An 18,079-nucleotide genomic window follows, 5' to 3' on the forward strand; every position below is an offset into this window, starting at 1 on the left:
CTCGCTCCCGCCGTCGCTCGCGGCTCTACTCCTCGACAGCCTCCTCGACGATCGCAATCTCACTCCCACCTTTTTTCCGTTCGGGTTCGCTCCGCTCACCACCCTGCTCACGGGCGCTGCCCGTTCGCACGATTCGCGGGACGTGGTCCCGCGCCCACGCAAAAAATCTGGACCAAAAAACCCCGCTCGCTCCCGCCGTCGCTCGCGGCTCTACTCCTCGACAGCCTCCTCGACGATCGCGATCTCCTCCTCGCTCAATCCGTACAGTTCGTAGACGATTTCGTCGATGAGCGCGTCCGTCTGCTCGATCTGGGACTCCAGTTCCTCGGCGCGCTCTTTCGTCCGGACGTAACTCGCCAGTCCGTCGCGCACGTCCTCGACGGCGGGGAGGGTCAGCTTCCGGAGTCGATCGATCGGCGAGTTCGTTTTCGTCGCCGTCTCGCGGAAGTTCGCGAAGCCGCCGGCTTCGTCGACGGCCACGGGGACGAACGCCTCGATCAGGTCCGCTTCGGTCTCCGAGAGGTCCGCAATCTGCAACGCCGGCAGCGGGTCGGTCTCGGTGTACCCCCACCGATCGGTCTCGAAGGCGTCCTCGTCTTCGGGCTTGTACCGTGCGGTAAGCCGGATTTCGACGGACGTGGGGGACTGGCGATCGATCGCGACTGTGCCGATGCGGAGGTTTGCGCGATCGGCGGCGGTGTCGGTGAGGATGGAATCGGCGGCCCCGGTTGGGGGCTGGGCGAGGCCGATGTCGGCGAGGGAGTGGCCGTCCGAGTAGGAGCCGAGGTGATCTAGAACGTTCCTATTTAGTGAGTCGAGTTTTTTAATATCCTTCTCTATTTGTGTGATACTCTGGAGTAGATCATCCCGACTGTGGAATTCAGATGGAAGTGGGAAGTTTACTGCATCTTGAATTAGGATTTTTTGAAAAGTATCTTTGTTTTCGTCCAAGAACCGTTTTCTGTGGTAGAAGGTCAGCAATTTTGAGTTTAGAAGGCCGGTTAGTGCTCGTGCTTTTTTAGAAGGACATTTATCGCTATCCGGAAGAAGAACAAACCCTACTTGAGTATGGAATAGTGTCTCGTCAGAGTATGCTGCGTAAATTCCACGACCCTCTGTTGGAACGATTTGGCGAACTACGCATCGTGGTTGTGTGAAAAATCGTTTTTCGCGTGGAGCTCCTAACCAATCGCCGTATTTTATCCACTCTCCACCTTCCCACTGTAATTGATATCTGTTAATCCCCTTTCCGGTTGTGATTCGATAGTGATCATCGGTTTCCTTTGTATTCGAATGGAAAACCCTGTTTTCAATTTGTTCTTTGTTGTGTCCCTGATGTTTATCATATGGTGTCAGACCTAAGCATGACTCAAATTTTTCTTGAATAGTTTGGCTAGATTTCTCAATCTGACTAATCACCATTCGCTCTGATTCTGAAGTGAATATGTCAAATATCAAATCATCAGTGTCTTCCCACCGGTCAATGTTGCATTTATGTCTTTCCCCGGTTTTTTCACTGATTTTCTCTATTTCTGCTTCTCGAGGAAATATGATTGCATCAGTGTATTTATCGGTATTAGTAGAACTCACTTCACTTGTCAATATAGCAGTCTCCATCGTGACATTTGAGAAAACGCCATCCGGTAGTCGAACAATTGTCTTAATATTGTGTTCTTTCAAGATATGTCTCCTGAGTTTCTCATACGAACTTTGAGTGAGATAGGAGTTTGGAGTTATAAAACCAAATTTCGATTTTTCAGCTAGTAGTTGAGTCGAGCGCTCAATAAATGCAGCATAGATATTCACTCTATTATAACTAGTCTCAAAGAATTTGAATATAACCTCAGGATCTTCTAATCCTTTAATATCGACCCAAGGCGGATTCCCGATCACCGCATCGAAGCCCGCATCCTCCCGCAGTTCGCCGTCCTCGCCGAAGAAGACCTCCGGATACTCCAGTTCCCAGTGGAAAAACGACTCCCGATCGGCCATCGCCTGGGCCGTCTGGAACCAGCCTTCCTCCCGGACGGCGGCCCACTCGGCGTCGTCGTCGACCGCCCGTGCCATACGTTCGTAGGCTCCCTCGGGAACGTCCAGATCGAAGCGTTCGGCGGTGTGGACGGTGGTGAGTTCGAACAGGCGCTGGTAGAACGGATCCTCGCGGACGGCGGTATAGAGTTCCTCCATCGACTTCACGTCGTCGAGCGTCTCGTTGTCGATCTCGAGTAACGCCTGCATCCGCTCCATGACGTGTTCGAGGGTGTCCTGGCGCACGCGCGCCAGCGCCTGCTGGAGGGTCAACTGCCCGTCGCTGGAGTCGGCCTCGCTCGACAGCACCTCGGTCACGTCCGAACCGACCAGCGAGTTGCCCGCCTTGAGGTGGTGATCCAGAAACGCCAGGGGCTGGTCCGCCGCCAGCGTCTCCAGCCACATCGACAGCTTCGCGAGTTCGACCGCCATCCCGTTCAGATCGACGCCGTAGATACACTCCTTGGCGATATCGCGGCGCACCCGCTGCTCGTCGAACGCCGTCGCCTCGTCGAGTTCCCGAACCTCGGTCATCACCCGCTCTGCCAGGTACTCCGTCGCCCGCGTCAGGAAGTGCCCGCTGCCCATCGCCGGATCGAGCAGCTTCAGATCCGTCACCCGCCTGTAGAACGCCCCCAGATACTCGTGGGTGCCGGGCTCGAATCCCTGCGCCTCCAGATCGGCGGTGATCTCCTCGACCAGCGGCCCCACCGTCTCCTCGACGATGTACGTCACGACGTAATCCGGCGTGTAGTACGCCCCCGTGGCCTTTCGTTCCCCCTCGTCGTTGACCACGTACAGCCCGCCCGCATCGACCGTCTCGACCGCCTCCGCGACCGACACCTCCGTCGCCGGCTTCCAGACCTGCCCGCCGTCCGCGGCCACCGCCGCGTACGCCTCCGGCGCGATCCGGAACTGGTGTTCGAGCAACCCCTCGTAGACGCTGCCCAGGTGGCGCGTATCCAGGTCCGCGTAATCGGCCAGCACGTACCGCCCCTCGTCGTTTTCCGTCGTCGAAATCCGGTAGATCACCTCCGCGAGATACCGGTTGCTGATCGCGTTCTCCGCTAAGAACTCGTGGCGATCGGCGTCGAACAGCCCGCCGTTGTACGGCGGAATCCCGAGGGTTTCCTCGCCCTCGTCGACCAGCCGAAACAGGTCCTCCAGCCGACTCCACATCGTCGTCGAGTACTCGCTGTAGGCGTCCGCGAAGCCGTCGTCGACCTCCCCGATCTCGTCGTGAATCTCGAGTCGCAACTCGTCTAAGCTGAAGTTCTCCTCGTACTCGTCGATCGCGTCCGCCCCGTCGGGGTGAATCAGCCCCCGAGACTCGGCGTAGAGGACGAACATCAGCCGGTAGAGCAACACCAGCGACTGCTCTTTGAGTTCCCGAAGCCCCTCCTCATCGTCGGGGTCGATCGCCAGATCGTTCGTCTCGGTGAATCCGCGACCGAGCACGCGCAGGGCCGTAAAGACGTTGTCCTGAAGGTCCTCCCCGAGTTCCTGGGCGACCGTCTCGCTTTCAGACCAGACCGCATCGAGAAACGCCGTCCCACCCGACGTGCGAAACGCGGCCGGCCGGAAGAACGCGTAGAAGTACTTGAAGGCCTCCAGATCCCCGCGTTCGAGCAGTTCCGGCAGATCGACTTCGTAGTAGGTCTGGGTCTCGTAGTCGTTCGTCCCGTAGAGCCGCCACTTCCGCCCGTTCGTGAGCACGCCCCACTGAATCGACTCCGGCGTCCGCTCGAGGTAGTGTTTGATCTGGTGGGAGGCGTTCCGGTAGGGCCGCTGCTCGCTAAAGCGCGCCGTGAAGTCCGCGTCCCACTGCTTGGCCTCGACCAGCCCCACGCCCCGGTCGAACAGGTCGGTCGTGTCCTCGGTTCGCAGGTACACCTCGGCGGCGTCCCGCCGGGCGGCCGTATCCTCGAACAGGAGCACGTCGACGTAGCCCCCACCTCCCGGCAGCGTCGTCTCGACGTTCGTCCCGAAGCCGAGCACGTCGAGCACCTCGTCGATCCAGTTGTCGATCAACGGATCTTCCTTGTAGCTCTCGACCAGCCCCGACTCGTGCTCGTACAGCGCCTGCAACTCCTCCATCGCGCCCTGGGCCGCCTCGTCGCAGCTCCACTCCTCGCGGTCTTGCACCCGCTCGTCGAGATAGTAGCCCGAAAAGAGATTCGAGTTCGTATACGGCCGATCGGAGAGCGTCGCCTGACTCATGCTATCCGCTACGTGGAATTGTCAGCCTAAGAAACCACTGGTACCCACAGCCACTGGTCATCTCTGCCACTGCCAACCCGACTGCCACCACTGTTCGCGCCGCTCGCGGGCAGAAGCCACCGTGATAGGCGATCGACTTATCCGTGTCTCTTGAGAACGTACGGACACACGTGGAGGTTCTCCCGGTTGTCATCGGCATTCTCGCCCTCGGGATCGGTGCCCAGGTGCTCGCAAAGCGACTGCAGGTGCCGAGCGTCCTCTTTCTGATCGCGATCGGCGTGCTCGTCGGTCCCGAGGGGCTGAGCTTCGTGACGATCGAGACCTTCGGGGACGGTCTCTCGACGATCGTCGGGTTGAGCGTCGCCATCATCATCTTCGACGGGGCCTTTCACCTCCGCCGAAAGAAACTTGAGCGCGCACCCCAGGCGGTTCGACGACTGACGACGGTCGGCGCTGCGATCGCCTTCCTCGGGACGGCGGCCGCGGTCCGGATCTTCCTCGGCACCGAGTGGGACATCGCGTTCCTGATCGGGGCGCTGTTGATCGCGACCGGCCCGACGGTCGTCACGCCGATTCTCGACGTCGTCACGGTTCGAGATCACGTCGAGACGGCCCTCGAAGCCGAGGGGATCATCAACGACGTGACGGCGGCCGTCCTCGCGATCGTCATCTTCGAGGTGTTCGTCGTCAGCGACACGCCGGAGCTGATTCCCGTCGGGTTCGTCCAGCGGCTGACCGCCGGCATCGGAATCGGCGTCGTCATCGCGATCGTCGTCTGGTACCTGCTCGTCAAGGTGCGAGCGCCCGCGGGCGACGCCCCGCAGATCGCGCGGCTGGTGACGCTTACCGGCGCGCTCGTCTCCTTCGGTCTCGCTGAGTCGGTGTTCCCCGAAACCGGCGTCGCCGCGGCCGCGACGACCGGTCTCGTCCTCGGCAATCTCGACCTCCCTCACCGTGAGGAGATCCTCGCGTTCAACCGCGACCTCACGCTGGTCGTCCTCTCCTTCGTGTTCATCTCGCTTGCGGCCCTGATCGATTTCGGCTCGTTGCTCGGTCTCGGTCTCGGCGGTATCGCGGTCGTCGTCGCCGTCACCCTGTTCGTCCGCCCGATTCTCGTCGCCCTCTCCGCGACCGATCGCCAGTTCAGCCGGGAGGAGCGGCTGTTTCTCTCGTTCGTCGGCCCGCGGGGGATCATCCCGGCGTCGGTCGCGACGCTGTTCGCGATCGAACTCGAGACGGCAGGCCAGTTCGAGGCCGCCCAGACCCTCGCCGGCACCGTCTTTCTCGTCATCTTCCTCACGGTCGTCATTCAGGCGGGCTTTGCCCGCCAGATCGCGGAGTACTTCGAGGTTGTTCCAATGCCATCGATCATCATCGGCGGCGGCCGGGTCGGCCGGGCGCTCGCGACACGACTGGAGAAACGCGGCGAAAACGTCATCATCGTCGACGAAAACGAGCGGACGGTCGAAAGCCTTCGACAGGACGGCTACACCGCCGTCCACGGCGACGGAACGGTGCCGGATACGCTTCGCGAGGCGGGAATCGATCGGGCCAGAATCGTCGTCGCGACGACTGCGGACGACGACACCAACCTGCTGGTCTCCCAGCTCGCCCGGACGACCTTCGACGTCGAGACGGTCGTCGCGCGGGTGAACCAACCCGGAAACGTCGACGCCTTCGAGACGCTAGACGTGCGCGCGATCGACGTCGCGAGCGCGACCGCCTGGTCGCTCGACAACGAGATCGAGCGGCCGGCACTCGCCCACTGGATGACCGAACTCGGTGAGGGCCACGACGCCCAGGAGATCAGCGTCACCGCGGCGGACCTCGTCGGCTCGAAAATCGCGGACCTGGACGCCGACATTCCGGACGGCGTTATCGTCGCCGTCATCGCCCGCAACGGGGAGACGTACGTCCCGGAAGCCGACACGACGCTCGAAGAAGACGACATGGTGACGTTTCTCGGCCGCGAGGAGGCCGTCAAGGAGGCCGTTCGTCGCTTCCACCCGCACGATTGAGACGGCGAACGCAACTCCGGGTGCAGGCGGTGCTGGCGAGAGACGGAGACGAGCGGAACATTCTAGAACGTGGTTTCAGCACCCACCGTATGCTGAAAGAGACGTGATTATGGCTACGGCGCGGGTGTGTGGCTCGCAAGCAGAGCGGTCTCGCTGGTAGGTAGAGACGAACGCGGTACGGGACCCCAACGTGGCGGAATTCGGTGTCAATCCTCGTGCTCGCTCGTGACTGGGTGCGTGAAGAAGACGGTCGCACCCTGGCCGGGTTCCGAGTCGATCCAGATCTCGCCGCCGTGGCGCTCGACGATCCGCTCGCAGAGGGCGAGTCCAATCCCCGTTCCTGGGTGCTCTTCGCGTGTATGGAGCCGTTCGAATACGTCGAAGACGCGCTCGTGGTCTTCCGGATTGATGCCGATTCCCTCGTCGGTGACCGCAACCTGCCAGTATTGTCCCTCCCGTTCGGCGGACACGGACACTCGTGGCGGTTCGTCGTCGCTGTATTCGATTGCGTTCGCGAGCAGGTTCTGGAACAGTCGTCGAAGCTGATTCGCGTCGCCACGCACTGTCGGAAGCGATCCGGTCGTGATCTCGGCGTCGCTCTCCTCGATCCGAACGTGGAGGTTGCGGAGAGCATCGTCGAGCACCGCGTCCAGGTTCACCGCCTCGAAGGGTTCGCCCCTGGTTTCGACGCGTGAATACTCCAGTAGAGCGTCGATCACCCTGCGCATTCGGTCGGCCCCGTCGACTGCGTAGTCGATAAATTCCTCGGCGTCCTGGTCGAGTTCGTCCTGATATCGGTCTTCGAGCAACTGGAGGTAGCTCGAGACCATCCGCAAGGGTTCTTGCAGGTCGTGGGAGGCCGCGTAGGCGAACTGCTCGAGCCGTTCGTTCGACTCTTCGAGTCGCCGTTGGTACTCCTTGCGCTTGGTAATATCGCGCAGTATTCCCGTGAAGTATCGCTCTCCGCGATACTCGATCTCGCTAAGCGATACGGCAAGCGAACTCTCCGTGCCGTCGGCGCGAAGCCCCGGCAGTTCGATGTAGTCCCAGTCCAGGTTGCGCTCGCCCGTCTCGAGATAGCGTTCGATCCCTTCCCGGTGTTGCTCGCCGTATTCCGCGGGCATCAGCTCCGTTACTGGGCCACCGGTTAGCTCCTCGGGGGCGTACCCGAATACGCTCTCGACTGCCGGATTGATCGATCGGATCGTACTCTCCGTGTCGATCGTCACGATCACGTCGTTGACCGATTCGGTGATCGCCCGGTACTGCTCGCGAAGCTCCGTAATGTCCTCTTCGACGATCACGACGCGATCCAGTCGGCCCGTGTCATCCTCGATCGGGGCGGCGTAGACGGAGAGCCACTGTCGATTGCCATCCGGGAGTTCGACCTGTCCGATCCAGTCGTAGACTGGCTCACCGGTCTGGACGACGCGGGCGAACGGCCGCTCATCGGCCGGGACCAGGCGGCCGTCTCGGTCGTAGAACGTTCGAATCTCCTCCATTCGACCCTGGAAGTCGATATCTCCCCGAATGGATCGCGCCCGATCGTTCATCCGTTCGATGTCGCCGTCCGCGGTTAGCACCGAGATCCCCACCGGGGCGGCCGCCATGACCTCGGTGAGCAATTCGCGCTCGCGGTTGCGTTCGTCCTCGGCTTGGCGACGCGCGACCAGTCCCCCCAGTTCCGCCGCAACGGACTTGACGAGTTCGACGAGGTGCGCGTCCTTCTTGCGGCGCTCAGCGAGATAAAATTCCAGTACAACGGCCACGTCGCCATCGGCGAGCACGGGAACGCCCAGCCCGGCTTGCAACCCCGCGTCAGCGGCCAGCGTGGTCCTCGGATACTCGCGCTCCGTCACCGAAGTGACGTCTTCGAACCACACGGGTTCGCTCGAGCCGAACGCGCGCCCCGGGATCCCTTCGCCGGGTTCGAACGTGAACTCGCGGGAGGCGTCCACGAACGTCTCGAACGCGTCGTCCTGGGCGTAGGCGGACAGTCGTTCGACGACGCCGCGTTCCGTTGGAAGCCAGGCCTGGCCGACGACCCACTCCGTGTAGTGGCAAATGTCCGCGAGTGCTGCCTGCAACCCTCCTTCGAGCGTGGCCGCTTCGGCAATCGATTGGCTGACCGAGAAGTGGAGGCTCCGTTCCTCTTCGGCCCGCCGCCGATCGGTCATGTCGCGGGTGACCTTCGCGTACCCCTCGAGAGTGCCACCGTCCTCTCGGATGGCCGTAATCGTGACGTTCGCCCAGAACTGCGACCCGTCCTTCCGGACGCGCCAGCCTTCGTCCTCGACCGATCCATGCTCGTCCGCACTGGCGAGGTTTGCCTCGGGGACTCCAGCGACGCGCTCCTCCTCGGTGTAGAACGTCGAGAAGTGCTCGCCGAGGATCTCCTCGGTCCGATAGCCTTTGATGCGCTCGGCGCCAGCGTTCCAACTGACGATGTAGCCGTCGGGGTCGAGGCGGAACACGGCGTACTCTTCGATGGCCTCCACGAGCGCGCGGAACTGATCGTCCTGATTCACCAGCGTTCACTCACCGGAAGTGTGTGATTCCTCCACCCTTCCGGTAGCGAGGAGAGGTCATCGATAGCCTCGGGTGTCATTGTTTCCCACACGCTGTAAGGGCGGAAAACTCTGACGGGAGCGGAGGGCAGCGGCGGCGAATCCGTGCTCTACGTCTTGGACGCTGACCGGCGCATATTCGTAATCTTCCACGTCGGACTGTCGAGAGCACCTGCTATCCACCGAGAGTCGCCTCACGATCGAGCGACGGGCGGCGACAGCGTCACAGGGGACATCGATCGCAAAAACGGTGTCAGAGGCACGACCCAGTCGGATGCCGGGCACGTCATCGCGCTGGGCCGTATCTCCGTCTTGGCGACCCGACATAATAGACCCATCACCGCGTTTTCCAGTCCAGAAAACACCGGCTGAAAGCGATCGAGAGTCGTCGGCTTCGACCCGCCGATCGCGGGCAGTCCCAGCCGAGTGGCGAAAGACAACCGTTAAAAACGCCGGGCGGGAAGTGGGAGATATGAGTACGACGGACGACCGAAAGACGCGTTCCTGTGTCTCCTGTGGGATCAACATCGCAGGCACGAACGCGGCTGCGTTCAAGTGTCCCGACTGTGGCGCACAGATTTACCGCTGTGCCAAGTGCCGCAAGCAGAGCAACCTCTATGAGTGTCCCGACTGCGGATTCACCGGTCCGTAAGGTGTTACAATGGGAAAAGTAGCTGCCAAAATCAAGGTCATGCCGGACAGCCCCGAGATCGATCTGGACGCGCTCCAGGAACGCCTCGAAAGCGCCCTCCCCGAGGGTGCCAAGATCAACGGCGTCGAGCGCGAGGAAGTCGCGTTCGGCCTCGTCGCACTGTACCCGACCGTCATCGTCCCCGACGGGTCGGGCGGCACCGAAACCGTCGAGGAGAACTTCACCGACGTCGACGGCGTCGAAAGCGTCGGCGTCGAGAACGTCGGCCGCATCTAACGGACGCCGTTTTCGCGTCCCACTTCTCACCGCGACCGATCGATTCGAGCCACCGGCTCGCCGAGTGGCCACGGATCGTACTGTGACGACGGAATTCGTCTCTCGACCTCTTTTTCGCTGTCGGGAGAGGCCGGCTGTTCGGCGGTCACGATATCGAACGAGGCCGTTCACTCGACCGGCGACTCACGAACGACGATCACTCGGTTCCACCACTACTCTCGGCTGCGATCGGGTCGGTCGGTGTGCCGATAGCCGCCTCGACGACCGCCGCCGGTGACGCGTCGAATCCGCCACCCTGTGCCACCGTATCCGTGCCCCCGCCACCGCCGCCGAACTGGTCGATCAGTTCCTCGAGGATTGCGGCTGCCGATCGAGAGCCGGACGCACCGACGACGACCGACGGTCGCTCGCCGTCGCGGCCGCTGACGGCGACGACGACACGCGCACCGCTGTCGACCGTATCCGAGGCGACCTGCGCTCGAACTGCCTCGTTCACCGCATCGGACGGGAGGTCGCCCACGCGCGCCGCGATCCACGTTTCACCCGCTCGATCGACCGGTTCGGCCGCCGCGAGTCTGGCCTCGACGAGCGATCGCTCCCGCTCCGCGAGCCTCGCGGCGAGATCGTCGCGTTCATCGGTGAGACGATCGAGTTCGGTCGGTACGGCGTCGATCCCGGTCCCGAGGGCCCGCTTCGCGCCGTATGCCGTCCGCTTCTCGGTCGTCCGTCGTTCGATCGCGTTCGGCCCGACGGCGAGTTCGATCCGCGTCAGGCCGTCGCCGGGATTCGATCGATCGAGCACCGTCACGGGCCCGATTTCGCGCGTGTTCCGGACGTGCGTCCCGCCGCAGGCGGCGACGTCCCACGGCTCACCGGCATTCCCTCCGACGACGGTCGTGCCGATCCCGGTCTGACGGCCACCGTTCGCGTTCTCGTCTTCGCCGCCGATCGTGACGATCCGGACGCGTTCACCGTCCGCTGGGTCGTCCTCGGTCGTGTCGTTGAACTCGATTTCGTCGCGTTCGCGTGCGTCTGCGGTCGACAATTCCCGCCACGAGACGGGACGAGACTCCCAGACGATCCGGTTGACCCGCTCGTTCAGTTCGAGCAGCGTCTCGTCGTCGATGGTAGTACTGGTTTCCAGGTCGACTCGAACCGTCTCGTCGCTGATGTCGAACCCGCCGTAGCCGAGGTCGTCGAGAAGTCGCCTGCCAGCCCCGTAGAGCACGTGACTAGCGGTATGGGCTCGCATACAGTACATCCGAAACGACCAGTCGATCGAACACAGCACTCGATGGCCGGGCCTGAACGTCGGCTCCGCGGCGAGGACGTGGATCTGCTCGCCGTCGACGTACCGGACGTCCTCGACCGTAGCGTCTCCGATCGTCCCGCGATCGGCGGGTTGGCCGCCGCTCTCGCCGTAGAAGTAGCTCGTTTCGAGCCAGACCCGTCGGCCATCGATCGCGAGAACTTCCGTCTCGAACCGCGTGGTGTACGGCTCCGCTGCCGCCCGTTGCCCACTCATCGGTCGTAGTCAGCGGGCCGCCATTAAAAATCTGCTCGCCGTTCGGTCAGTCGCGTGTCGTTACTACTCGGCCGCTACTCGGCCAGTTCGACGTCGAGTCGCTCCTCTAAGGCGTCGATCAGGCCGCCGCCGACGCCCGCCTGGGTCGCCCGCCCCTGTTCGATCGCGATCAAATCCTTTTCACGCGCACCGAGTTCGTCGGCGAGTTCCGATCGCTGGAGACCGGCCTCCTGTCGTGCTTCGACGAGCGCGTCGCCGTAATCGGAGACGAGATAGGGAAGCGGGTCGTCGTCGTAGTTCGTCCCGTCTTTCTCCCAGTGTTTGGAGTCGCCGTCCCAGACTGGGTTCGCCTTCGCGACGTTCTGAGCGGCCTTTTTTCGTCGATTGGGTTCGTCCTGAGAGCCGGTGGAACCGCCGGAACTGGCGCGTCGGTCCCGGTTTCCCTGGCCGCCGCTACGGGTCTGGCTGTCGTCGTGTGGTGCACACTGGGCACAGACCTCGAGTTCGGCACCGGCGACCGTCGCCCGTCGGAGCGAGTCGCTTTCGGCTCCGCAGAGTTCGCAGTTCGTCCCGCCGCCACCGCCGGACGAACCGGTCGAGTATTTGGCCATGTTACACTTTGGCAACTGCCACATTTTAAATCACCGCTTGCCCCGCTTCCGTGTGACCTCGCCGCAGGCATCGACCCAAAGGAAAGGGCTTTTATAATCACACTGGATACGTTCGAGTGCAGAAAGAGAACGCGAGCGTGGGTAGCCAAGCCAGGCCAACGGCGCAGCGTTGAGGGCGCTGTCCCGTAGGGGTCCGCCGGTTCAAATCCGGTCCCACGCATCGCAAGCGCGGGCAAAGCCCGCGAAACGTGAGACGGCAACGCCGTCGAGCACAACGATGCAGGTGATTTCCCTTCGCGGACATCACCCACGCACAATTCCTTCCGACGCTACTTTCATTGAGCGGCTGTACCGTGTGTCCAAGGGTCCTCCTGTCGAGGTTCCCCCTCATTACACAGTCAATAGAGAACAGTCACGGACCGCAACCGAATCACGACGAAAACGAGTTACTGCTGTGCTTTTGTCTGAGATTCGGTCGCTTCGGCGGTCGGGGCGTTGCGCTTGATGCTCTCGATGCCATCGCGAGCGCCGCTTCGCGAGGCGTATCCCTCGCTGGAATCCATAAGAATGTTGCCGTTGCGGTGACGGAGTCGCCATCGCCACTCACTGCCAGCGTCTTCGTAGAGTTCGAAGGCTGCCTGGCCGATATCGAGGGTGTCGGCTTCCGGGGCGTAGTTCCGGACACGCTCGACGGCGTCGTCGGCGTTCCCCCGTGAGTCATATCCCTCGCCGCTGTCGGCGACGATCTTGTCGTTCGTGCTCCGAAGTCGCCATCGCCACTCGTTGCCGGCATCTTCGTAGACATCGACCTCGAGGGCATCGATTCGATCGCGGAGCCGAGTGACCGCACGGCTGGCATCGTGACGTCGCGTGTAGCCCTCGCCACTGTCCGCGAGAATGTTGCCGTTGCGGTGGACGAGCCGCCATCGCCACTGGCTGGCGGCATCGGAGTAGACTTCGAATCCCGCTGGATCGAACCAGAGATAGTCAGCCGGTACAACGTACTTGCGCACATTATCGAGGGCCTTTCGAGCACCACTCTTGGAGGCGTAGCCTTCGCTGGAATCTGCGATTATATTGCCGTTGTCGTGGCGAAGCCGCCATCGATACTCGCCGCCGTTGTCCTCGTACAGTTCGAAAGTTGCTTGACTCTCGAGGGCCTCGATTTCCGTCGGTACCGCTACGATGGGATCGGCTGCATCCGCCGGTTCGGATGTTTCATCCGCGTCAGGTTCGGGCTGGATTCGAAGGACACCGGCACCGAGTGCGTTTCGCCGAACGCTTTGCATTCCCTTCTGGGCGTTATGGAGACGCGTGTACCCCTCACCGGAGGATGCAATCACGTTGCCGTTTCGATGGCGGAGTCGCCAACGGTACTCGTTTCTCCGATCCTGAAACACCTCGAATCGGCCGGCACTTTGCTTGATTTCGTCGAGTTCGGCCTGAAGCGTTTCGACCTGATCTTCGAGTGCGACTGCGCGCTCGCGCTCGTCTGCGAGCTCGGCGTCTCGTTCGGTCGCCTCCTCGCGCAGTCGTTCGGCGTCAGCCTGCTGTGTCGCGTGTTCTTCGTAGATCGGATTGGTAAGTAGCGGGACGACTGTCCCCGCAAGTGCGACGATAGCGACGCCGAGACTGTAAAGGACAACGATCCCGGTCTGACCCGAGACCGTCGACCACTGATCGGGGAAGATCGAAACGAACCAGACGACCGCGGCGAAACTGAGGAGTGCACCGAGGTATCCAATAGTGGTGCCGGCGCGTCGTAGCGGAAACCTGATAACAGCACCGAGAATCATGAACGGGAGCGCGAGTGCCGCGAACGCGTACGCCATCCCGCGTGGGACCGTTGCTGCCTCCGTCATGAAAAACAGGAGTATGCCGATGATGCCAGTGAGCGTGCCGGCGGCGAACAGCCAATAGCCGTTTACTTCATCGTTCGTTCTGGGTGTCCCGATTCGCCGCTCGTATAGATTCGATAGCGATCCCGATTGATCTGGTTCTTCCATGATTATACATGTCTTCTTTTATGTTCGGATATACGTTTGGGTCGGAGACTGTCGTTCTCGGGTTCATGATCGAACGCTGTCCCACACAGCTCCCCTCACGCCGCCGTCAGAAACCCGCCAGCCGACATGGGACAGTAATCATTTTCCTATCGCAGTCAAACGATCGGACATGGAATTCGTCTCTCGAGAACGTGTCACCGTTCTTACCGCCCTCTTGAGTGTTGTCTCACTTGTAGTGGTCTTCGCCGCGGCTGGCGGTCGCGTGCCATCGTCGACGGTGCCGGCCGCACCGCAATGGGTTCTCGATCTGATTCCACATATCAACGTATTGATCAGTGTGGCCGCGATCGGGACGATCGCGTTCGGTTGGCGAGCGATTCGACGCGGCGCGGTCGAGAAACACCGCGTTGCGATGCTCGCTTCGTTTGGCCTGTTCGCGACGTTTCTCGTGCTCTACCTGTACCGACTGATCGCGACCGGCGGCCCACAGCCGTTTCCCGGCCCCGAAACGGTCTATCAGTTCGTCTACCTGCCGGTGCTCGCGATTCACATCCTGCTGGCGGTCGTCTGCATCCCGCTTGTCTACTACGCGCTGTTGCTCGCGGCTGCGCATCCGATCGAGGAACTGCGCCGGACGAGCCACGCCCGCATCGGCCGACTCGCCGCGAGCCTGTGGCTGGTCTCGTTCTCGCTGGGGATCGTCGTGTACGTGCTATTGCACGTGGTCTACTGACCTCGAGACCCAGTGACTCGAATCTGTGTTCTGGGCGTGACAGACCACCATCAATTATACTGGTGAGAGTGAATGACCGATCATGCTCCTCCAGGCAGACCCCAAATTGCCATCGATGGCCGCCTTTCTGGTCGCGATCGGTGTCTGGGTCGTTTCGGACTGGTCGATCGCCCTTCGGTACCGGTACCGGGCCGACACGGACCAGGATCGCGACTCGAAGCGTGCGATTGGACTGGCCGTCGTCGGTGGCGTCTTCGGTGCCGCGCTGGCTGCGATGGTCGCGCCGTCGGTACGGCTGCCGTTCCCGACGATCGCGTTCTGGACGGGTCTCGCGCTGATTCTCGTCGGCGTCGGGATCCGACAGTACGCCGTGTGGACGCTGGACGACGCATTTTCGCTCGTGGTCTCGGTCGACGAGAACGACGACGTTGTCGACACGGGCCCCTACCGCTGGGTTCGCCACCCCTCCTATACGGGGGCGTTGCTCTCGCTGTTCGGTCTCGGAACCGCGATCGCCAACTGGTTGAGCGTGCTCGTGCTCCTCGTCGTCGGGCTGGGCGGCTACGGCTACCGCATTCGCGTCGAAGAGCGAGCGCTCCGCGAGACGCTCGGTGAACGGTACGTCGAGTACGAACGGCAAACGCCGTACCGTCTCGTGCCCCGACTCTGGTGACGGCCTGGAGCCGACCCGGCGGCAGTCGGGCGTGAGACGAAAAAGCGGGGTCGTCGATCGAGTAAGAGAGGAGCAGCCTGATACGTCAGAAGTAGTCCGGTGAGACGGAGTCAGTCGTCCGCCCGCATCGGCTGCCCACCGAGTTCCGGCCGACTCACGTCCCGATCGGTTTCCTCGCCCTCGATGTCGTAGGGGTACGTCCCCGTCACGCAGCCCAGACAGAGGTCGATCCGGTCCTTGCCAAGCACCTCCGCGACGGCGTCGGTCGAGAGGTAGGCCAGACTGTCGGCGTCGATCGCGTCCCGAATCTCGTCGATCGTCTTGTCCGAGGCGATTAGTTCTTCCCGGGTGGCCATGTCGATCCCCATGTAACACGGGGCGACGATCTCGGGTGCCCCGATACGGACGTGGACCTCCTCGGCACCGCAGTCTTTGAGGAGTTGGACCAGTTGGGTCGAGGTCGTCCCGCGAACGATCGAGTCGTCGATGACCGTAACGGTCTTGCCCTCGATCGTAGATTTGATCGGGTTGAGTTTGAGTCGCACTGCGCGCTCGCGTTCGTCCTGGGTGGGCATGATGAACGTCCGGCCGACGTAGCGGTTTTTCATCAGCCCTTCCGCGAACTCGACGCCGGCGTCGTCTGCGTCTCGCGGTTCGCCGTCGGCAGTAGTTTCACTCGCCGCGTCGGCGTAGCCGGAGGCAAAGGCCCGTCCCGAGTCGGGAACCGGCATGACAACGTCGGTTTCGACGCCGCTTTCCTCCCAGAGTTTGCGGCCGAGGTTTCGGCGGGCCTCGTAGACGAGCGTCTCGTCGATGACGCTGTCCGGGCGGGCGAAGTAGACGTGTTCGAAGAAACAGTGAGCCGTGTTGTCGTTGTCGATCAACTGGTAGGAATCGAATCCCGCGCCGTCGTCTTTGAGGACGACGAGCTCGCCCGGCCGAACGTCGCGGACGAGTTCGCCGTCGAGCGTGTCGATCGCCGCGGATTCGGACGCGAGGATGTAGCCGTCGTCGAGTTCACCGATACAGAGGGGGCGATTCCCCTGCGGGTCGCGGACGCCGAGGATGGTGTCGTCGTGGCTGATCGTCAGCGAATAGGAGCCGTGGATTCGCTGCATAGTGTGTTTGACGGCCCGGACGAGGTCTTCCTCGAGCAGGTTTCGCGCGAGGTCGTGAGCGATGACCTCCGTGTCGCCGTCACTGGTGAAGGCGTGACCCGCTGCTGCGAGTTCGTCCCGAATCTCGTCGGCGTTGACGAGGTTGCCGTTGTGGGAGAGCCCGAGGGACCCGCTCTTGAACGAGACGGAAAACGGCTGTGCACAGCAGGAGTCGACGGATCCGGCGGTCGGATACCGGACGTGGCCGATTCCTGCTGGCCCGTTCAACACGTCGAGGTCGCCTTCGTCGAAGACGTCGCCCACGAGCCCCATCTCGACGTGGCTGTGTTGCTGGAAGCCGTCGTGGGTGACGATGCCCGCGGATTCCTGGCCGCGGTGCTGGAGTGCATAGAGCGCGTAGTACAACGGTCGTGCCGCGTCTCGACCGTTCAGTGAGACGCCGACGACGCCGCACTTCTCGGTCATTCCTGTTCGCCGGGGAGTCTCGCCCCGCCCATCAGTCATGGTCGACCGTAGGGTACCGAGTCGATAAAAATCCCCGTGTTTGTGCCTCTCCGGCTGTCCGTCTCCCCGAATGATATGCACAAATATGCATACCCCTGCCCCGTCACTCGCTTCGATTGCGCCAGCCCGATCGATGCGTACTGTCGCGTTGGGTTTGATCCGACCACCAGCCCGATCGATGCGTGCTGTGGCGTCAAGATGGTGCTGTGGCGTCGAGTTCGAGCCGGACAGCCCTCACCCGTCCAGTGCGACGAGGTCGTCAACGTCGGGGAGGGTTGCCTCGGCGTCCGTAATCTGGGTCATCCGCTGGCTGTGCTTTTCGGCAGCGTAGCTCACCAGTTCGGCGTCATCGACGCCGAGTTCCTGGTCTTCGCCGGCGACACTCACGATCTGCTGGGTAAGCACGGCGAGTTCGCCCACGGTTTCGGTAACCAGGGCGGGGTCGACGCCCTCGTCCTCGATCAGCCCTTTGAGCTTCCACATTCCGAATCCGACGTGGCGGCCCTCGTCGCTCCGGATGCTCGAGAATCCCTCGACGAGTCCCGGCAGTCGCGGAAGCCCCTCGTACTGGCCGCTGAAGTTCGACTGGACGCCGTAGTAGCCCGTCTGGGCGAGAATCCCCTCGATCGTCATGTGATAGTGACAGTACGCGAGCGCGCGATTTTCGGGCGTATCTTCGGTAAGCAGTCGGCCCATTGCCGTCTCGTTGCGCTCGAACAGCTCCTCGTAGGCGTCGTTGAACCACCGATCTTCCCTCGGCGACGATCGATCGAGGCCGCGTCGCTCCTCTTCGGGGGTGATGACGGTCTGCCAGTAGCGATCGAAGAAGTCGGCGTGTTTGGCTTCCTCGTACAGCTGGGTCGTGAGAAACAGTTGGTCTGCGACGTCTTCGAGTACGACAGAAAGCGGCGAGAGGTCTTCGGTCACCGCCTCCTCGCCGGCACCGAACAGCGCGAGCGTCTCGCACAGTCCGGTAAAGGCGGCCGGCGGAACGCCGGCGATCGCCTCCCGATCGGGCTCGAGATCGATCTCGTGGGGATCCCAGTGGCGCTCGACCGCGTTGCGGTAGTACCGAAACGATCGCCGGTCGCGATCGAGAGCCGAACGTGTGGCGGCTGGTGGCATGTCATCGCCTTTGGAGGCCGGCG

The 18,079-nt window shown here is 62.2% G+C and carries 12 protein-coding genes and 1 tRNA gene; 6 read left to right on the forward strand and 7 right to left on the reverse strand.

Annotated elements, in window-relative coordinates; translation table 11 throughout:
* Positions 1-210: 210 nt before the first annotated feature.
* Positions 211-4,248 carry an Eco57I restriction-modification methylase domain-containing protein gene (locus AC6I6L_RS16800; protein WP_497918923.1) on the reverse strand — a complete coding sequence of 1,346 codons (4,038 nt, stop codon included), beginning with the start codon at positions 4,246-4,248 and terminating at the stop codon, positions 211-213.
* Positions 4,249-4,418: 170 nt separating this feature from the next.
* Between AC6I6L_RS16800 and AC6I6L_RS16805 the strand changes: the two genes are divergently transcribed.
* Positions 4,419-6,266: a cation:proton antiporter domain-containing protein gene (locus AC6I6L_RS16805; protein WP_497918924.1), complete on the forward strand. Its 1,848-nt coding sequence runs from the start codon at positions 4,419-4,421 to the stop codon at positions 6,264-6,266.
* A 206-nt stretch (positions 6,267-6,472) separates the two neighbouring features.
* Here the strand turns inward: AC6I6L_RS16805 and AC6I6L_RS16810 are convergent, their stop codons facing one another.
* The gene (locus AC6I6L_RS16810) at positions 6,473-8,794 is read right to left on the reverse strand and encodes a PAS domain S-box protein (protein ID WP_497918925.1); all 2,322 of its coding nucleotides are present in this window, start codon (positions 8,792-8,794) and stop codon (positions 6,473-6,475) included.
* Between the two features lie 511 nt (positions 8,795-9,305).
* Between AC6I6L_RS16810 and AC6I6L_RS16815 the strand changes: the two genes are divergently transcribed.
* The gene (locus AC6I6L_RS16815) at positions 9,306-9,485 is read left to right on the forward strand and encodes an HVO_2753 family zinc finger protein (RefSeq protein ID WP_497918926.1); all 180 of its coding nucleotides are present in this window, start codon (positions 9,306-9,308) and stop codon (positions 9,483-9,485) included.
* A gap of 9 nt (positions 9,486-9,494) precedes the next feature.
* The gene (locus tag AC6I6L_RS16820) at positions 9,495-9,761 is read left to right on the forward strand and encodes an elongation factor 1-beta (RefSeq protein ID WP_497918927.1); all 267 of its coding nucleotides are present in this window, start codon (positions 9,495-9,497) and stop codon (positions 9,759-9,761) included.
* Between the two features lie 196 nt (positions 9,762-9,957).
* Here AC6I6L_RS16820 and AC6I6L_RS16825 read toward each other — a convergent pair whose 3' ends face one another.
* Both AC6I6L_RS16825 and AC6I6L_RS16830 read right to left on the reverse strand, forming a co-directional pair.
* Positions 9,958-11,286, reverse strand: coding sequence for an alanyl-tRNA editing protein (locus AC6I6L_RS16825; RefSeq protein ID WP_497918928.1), 1,329 nt, complete (start codon positions 11,284-11,286; stop codon positions 9,958-9,960).
* 74 nt (positions 11,287-11,360) lie between these two features.
* Positions 11,361-11,897 carry a helix-turn-helix domain-containing protein gene (locus AC6I6L_RS16830; protein ID WP_497918929.1) on the reverse strand — a complete coding sequence of 179 codons (537 nt, stop codon included), beginning with the start codon at positions 11,895-11,897 and terminating at the stop codon, positions 11,361-11,363.
* 135 nt (positions 11,898-12,032) lie between these two features.
* Here AC6I6L_RS16830 and AC6I6L_RS16835 point away from each other — a divergent pair.
* Positions 12,033-12,117: transfer RNA gene (locus AC6I6L_RS16835), tRNA-Leu, on the forward strand.
* A 226-nt stretch (positions 12,118-12,343) separates the two neighbouring features.
* On the opposite strand, the gene AC6I6L_RS16840 is transcribed toward AC6I6L_RS16835, so the two are convergent.
* The gene (locus AC6I6L_RS16840; RefSeq protein ID WP_497918930.1) at positions 12,344-13,903 is read right to left on the reverse strand and encodes a DUF1508 domain-containing protein; all 1,560 of its coding nucleotides are present in this window, start codon (positions 13,901-13,903) and stop codon (positions 12,344-12,346) included.
* A 169-nt stretch (positions 13,904-14,072) separates the two neighbouring features.
* On the opposite strand from AC6I6L_RS16840, the gene AC6I6L_RS16845 reads away from it, so the two are divergent.
* Entirely contained in the window at positions 14,073-14,636 is a 564-nt protein-coding gene (locus tag AC6I6L_RS16845; protein ID WP_497918931.1) for a DUF420 domain-containing protein, read from the forward strand.
* Positions 14,637-14,718: 82 nt separating this feature from the next.
* Positions 14,719-15,309 carry a methyltransferase family protein gene (locus AC6I6L_RS16850; protein ID WP_497918932.1) on the forward strand — a complete coding sequence of 197 codons (591 nt, stop codon included), beginning with the start codon at positions 14,719-14,721 and terminating at the stop codon, positions 15,307-15,309.
* Between the two features lie 110 nt (positions 15,310-15,419).
* Here the strand turns inward: AC6I6L_RS16850 and purF are convergent, their stop codons facing one another.
* A complete protein-coding gene (purF, locus tag AC6I6L_RS16855; RefSeq protein ID WP_497918985.1) occupies positions 15,420-16,892 on the reverse strand; it encodes an amidophosphoribosyltransferase in 1,473 nt (490 codons plus the stop codon).
* A 273-nt stretch (positions 16,893-17,165) separates the two neighbouring features.
* Positions 17,166-18,056: a ribonucleotide-diphosphate reductase subunit beta gene (locus tag AC6I6L_RS16860; protein WP_497918933.1), complete on the reverse strand. Its 891-nt coding sequence runs from the start codon at positions 18,054-18,056 to the stop codon at positions 17,166-17,168.
* Between the last annotated feature and the right edge of the window lie 23 nt (positions 18,057-18,079).

This window comes from Halosolutus sp. DAT137 (assembly GCF_059736405.1).

What these genes read in the sequence shown, in the direction of transcription:
- AC6I6L_RS16800 (WP_497918923.1), bottom strand. Translation starts at nt 4,248, where the DNA reads ATGAGTCAGGCGACGCTCTCCGATCGGCCGTATACGAACTCGAATCTC.
- AC6I6L_RS16815 (WP_497918926.1), top strand. Translation starts at nt 9,306, where the DNA reads ATGAGTACGACGGACGACCGAAAGACGCGTTCCTGTGTCTCCTGTGGG.
- AC6I6L_RS16820 (WP_497918927.1), top strand. Translation starts at nt 9,495, where the DNA reads ATGGGAAAAGTAGCTGCCAAAATCAAGGTCATGCCGGACAGCCCCGAG.
- AC6I6L_RS16825 (WP_497918928.1), bottom strand. Translation starts at nt 11,286, where the DNA reads ATGAGTGGGCAACGGGCGGCAGCGGAGCCGTACACCACGCGGTTCGAG.
- AC6I6L_RS16830 (WP_497918929.1), bottom strand. Translation starts at nt 11,897, where the DNA reads ATGGCCAAATACTCGACCGGTTCGTCCGGCGGTGGCGGCGGGACGAAC.
- AC6I6L_RS16840 (WP_497918930.1), bottom strand. Translation starts at nt 13,903, where the DNA reads ATGGAAGAACCAGATCAATCGGGATCGCTATCGAATCTATACGAGCGG.
- AC6I6L_RS16845 (WP_497918931.1), top strand. Translation starts at nt 14,073, where the DNA reads ATGGAATTCGTCTCTCGAGAACGTGTCACCGTTCTTACCGCCCTCTTG.
- AC6I6L_RS16850 (WP_497918932.1), top strand. Translation starts at nt 14,719, where the DNA reads ATGCTCCTCCAGGCAGACCCCAAATTGCCATCGATGGCCGCCTTTCTG.
- purF (WP_497918985.1), bottom strand. Translation starts at nt 16,892, where the DNA reads ATGACCGAGAAGTGCGGCGTCGTCGGCGTCTCACTGAACGGTCGAGAC.
- AC6I6L_RS16860 (WP_497918933.1), bottom strand. Translation starts at nt 18,056, where the DNA reads ATGCCACCAGCCGCCACACGTTCGGCTCTCGATCGCGACCGGCGATCG.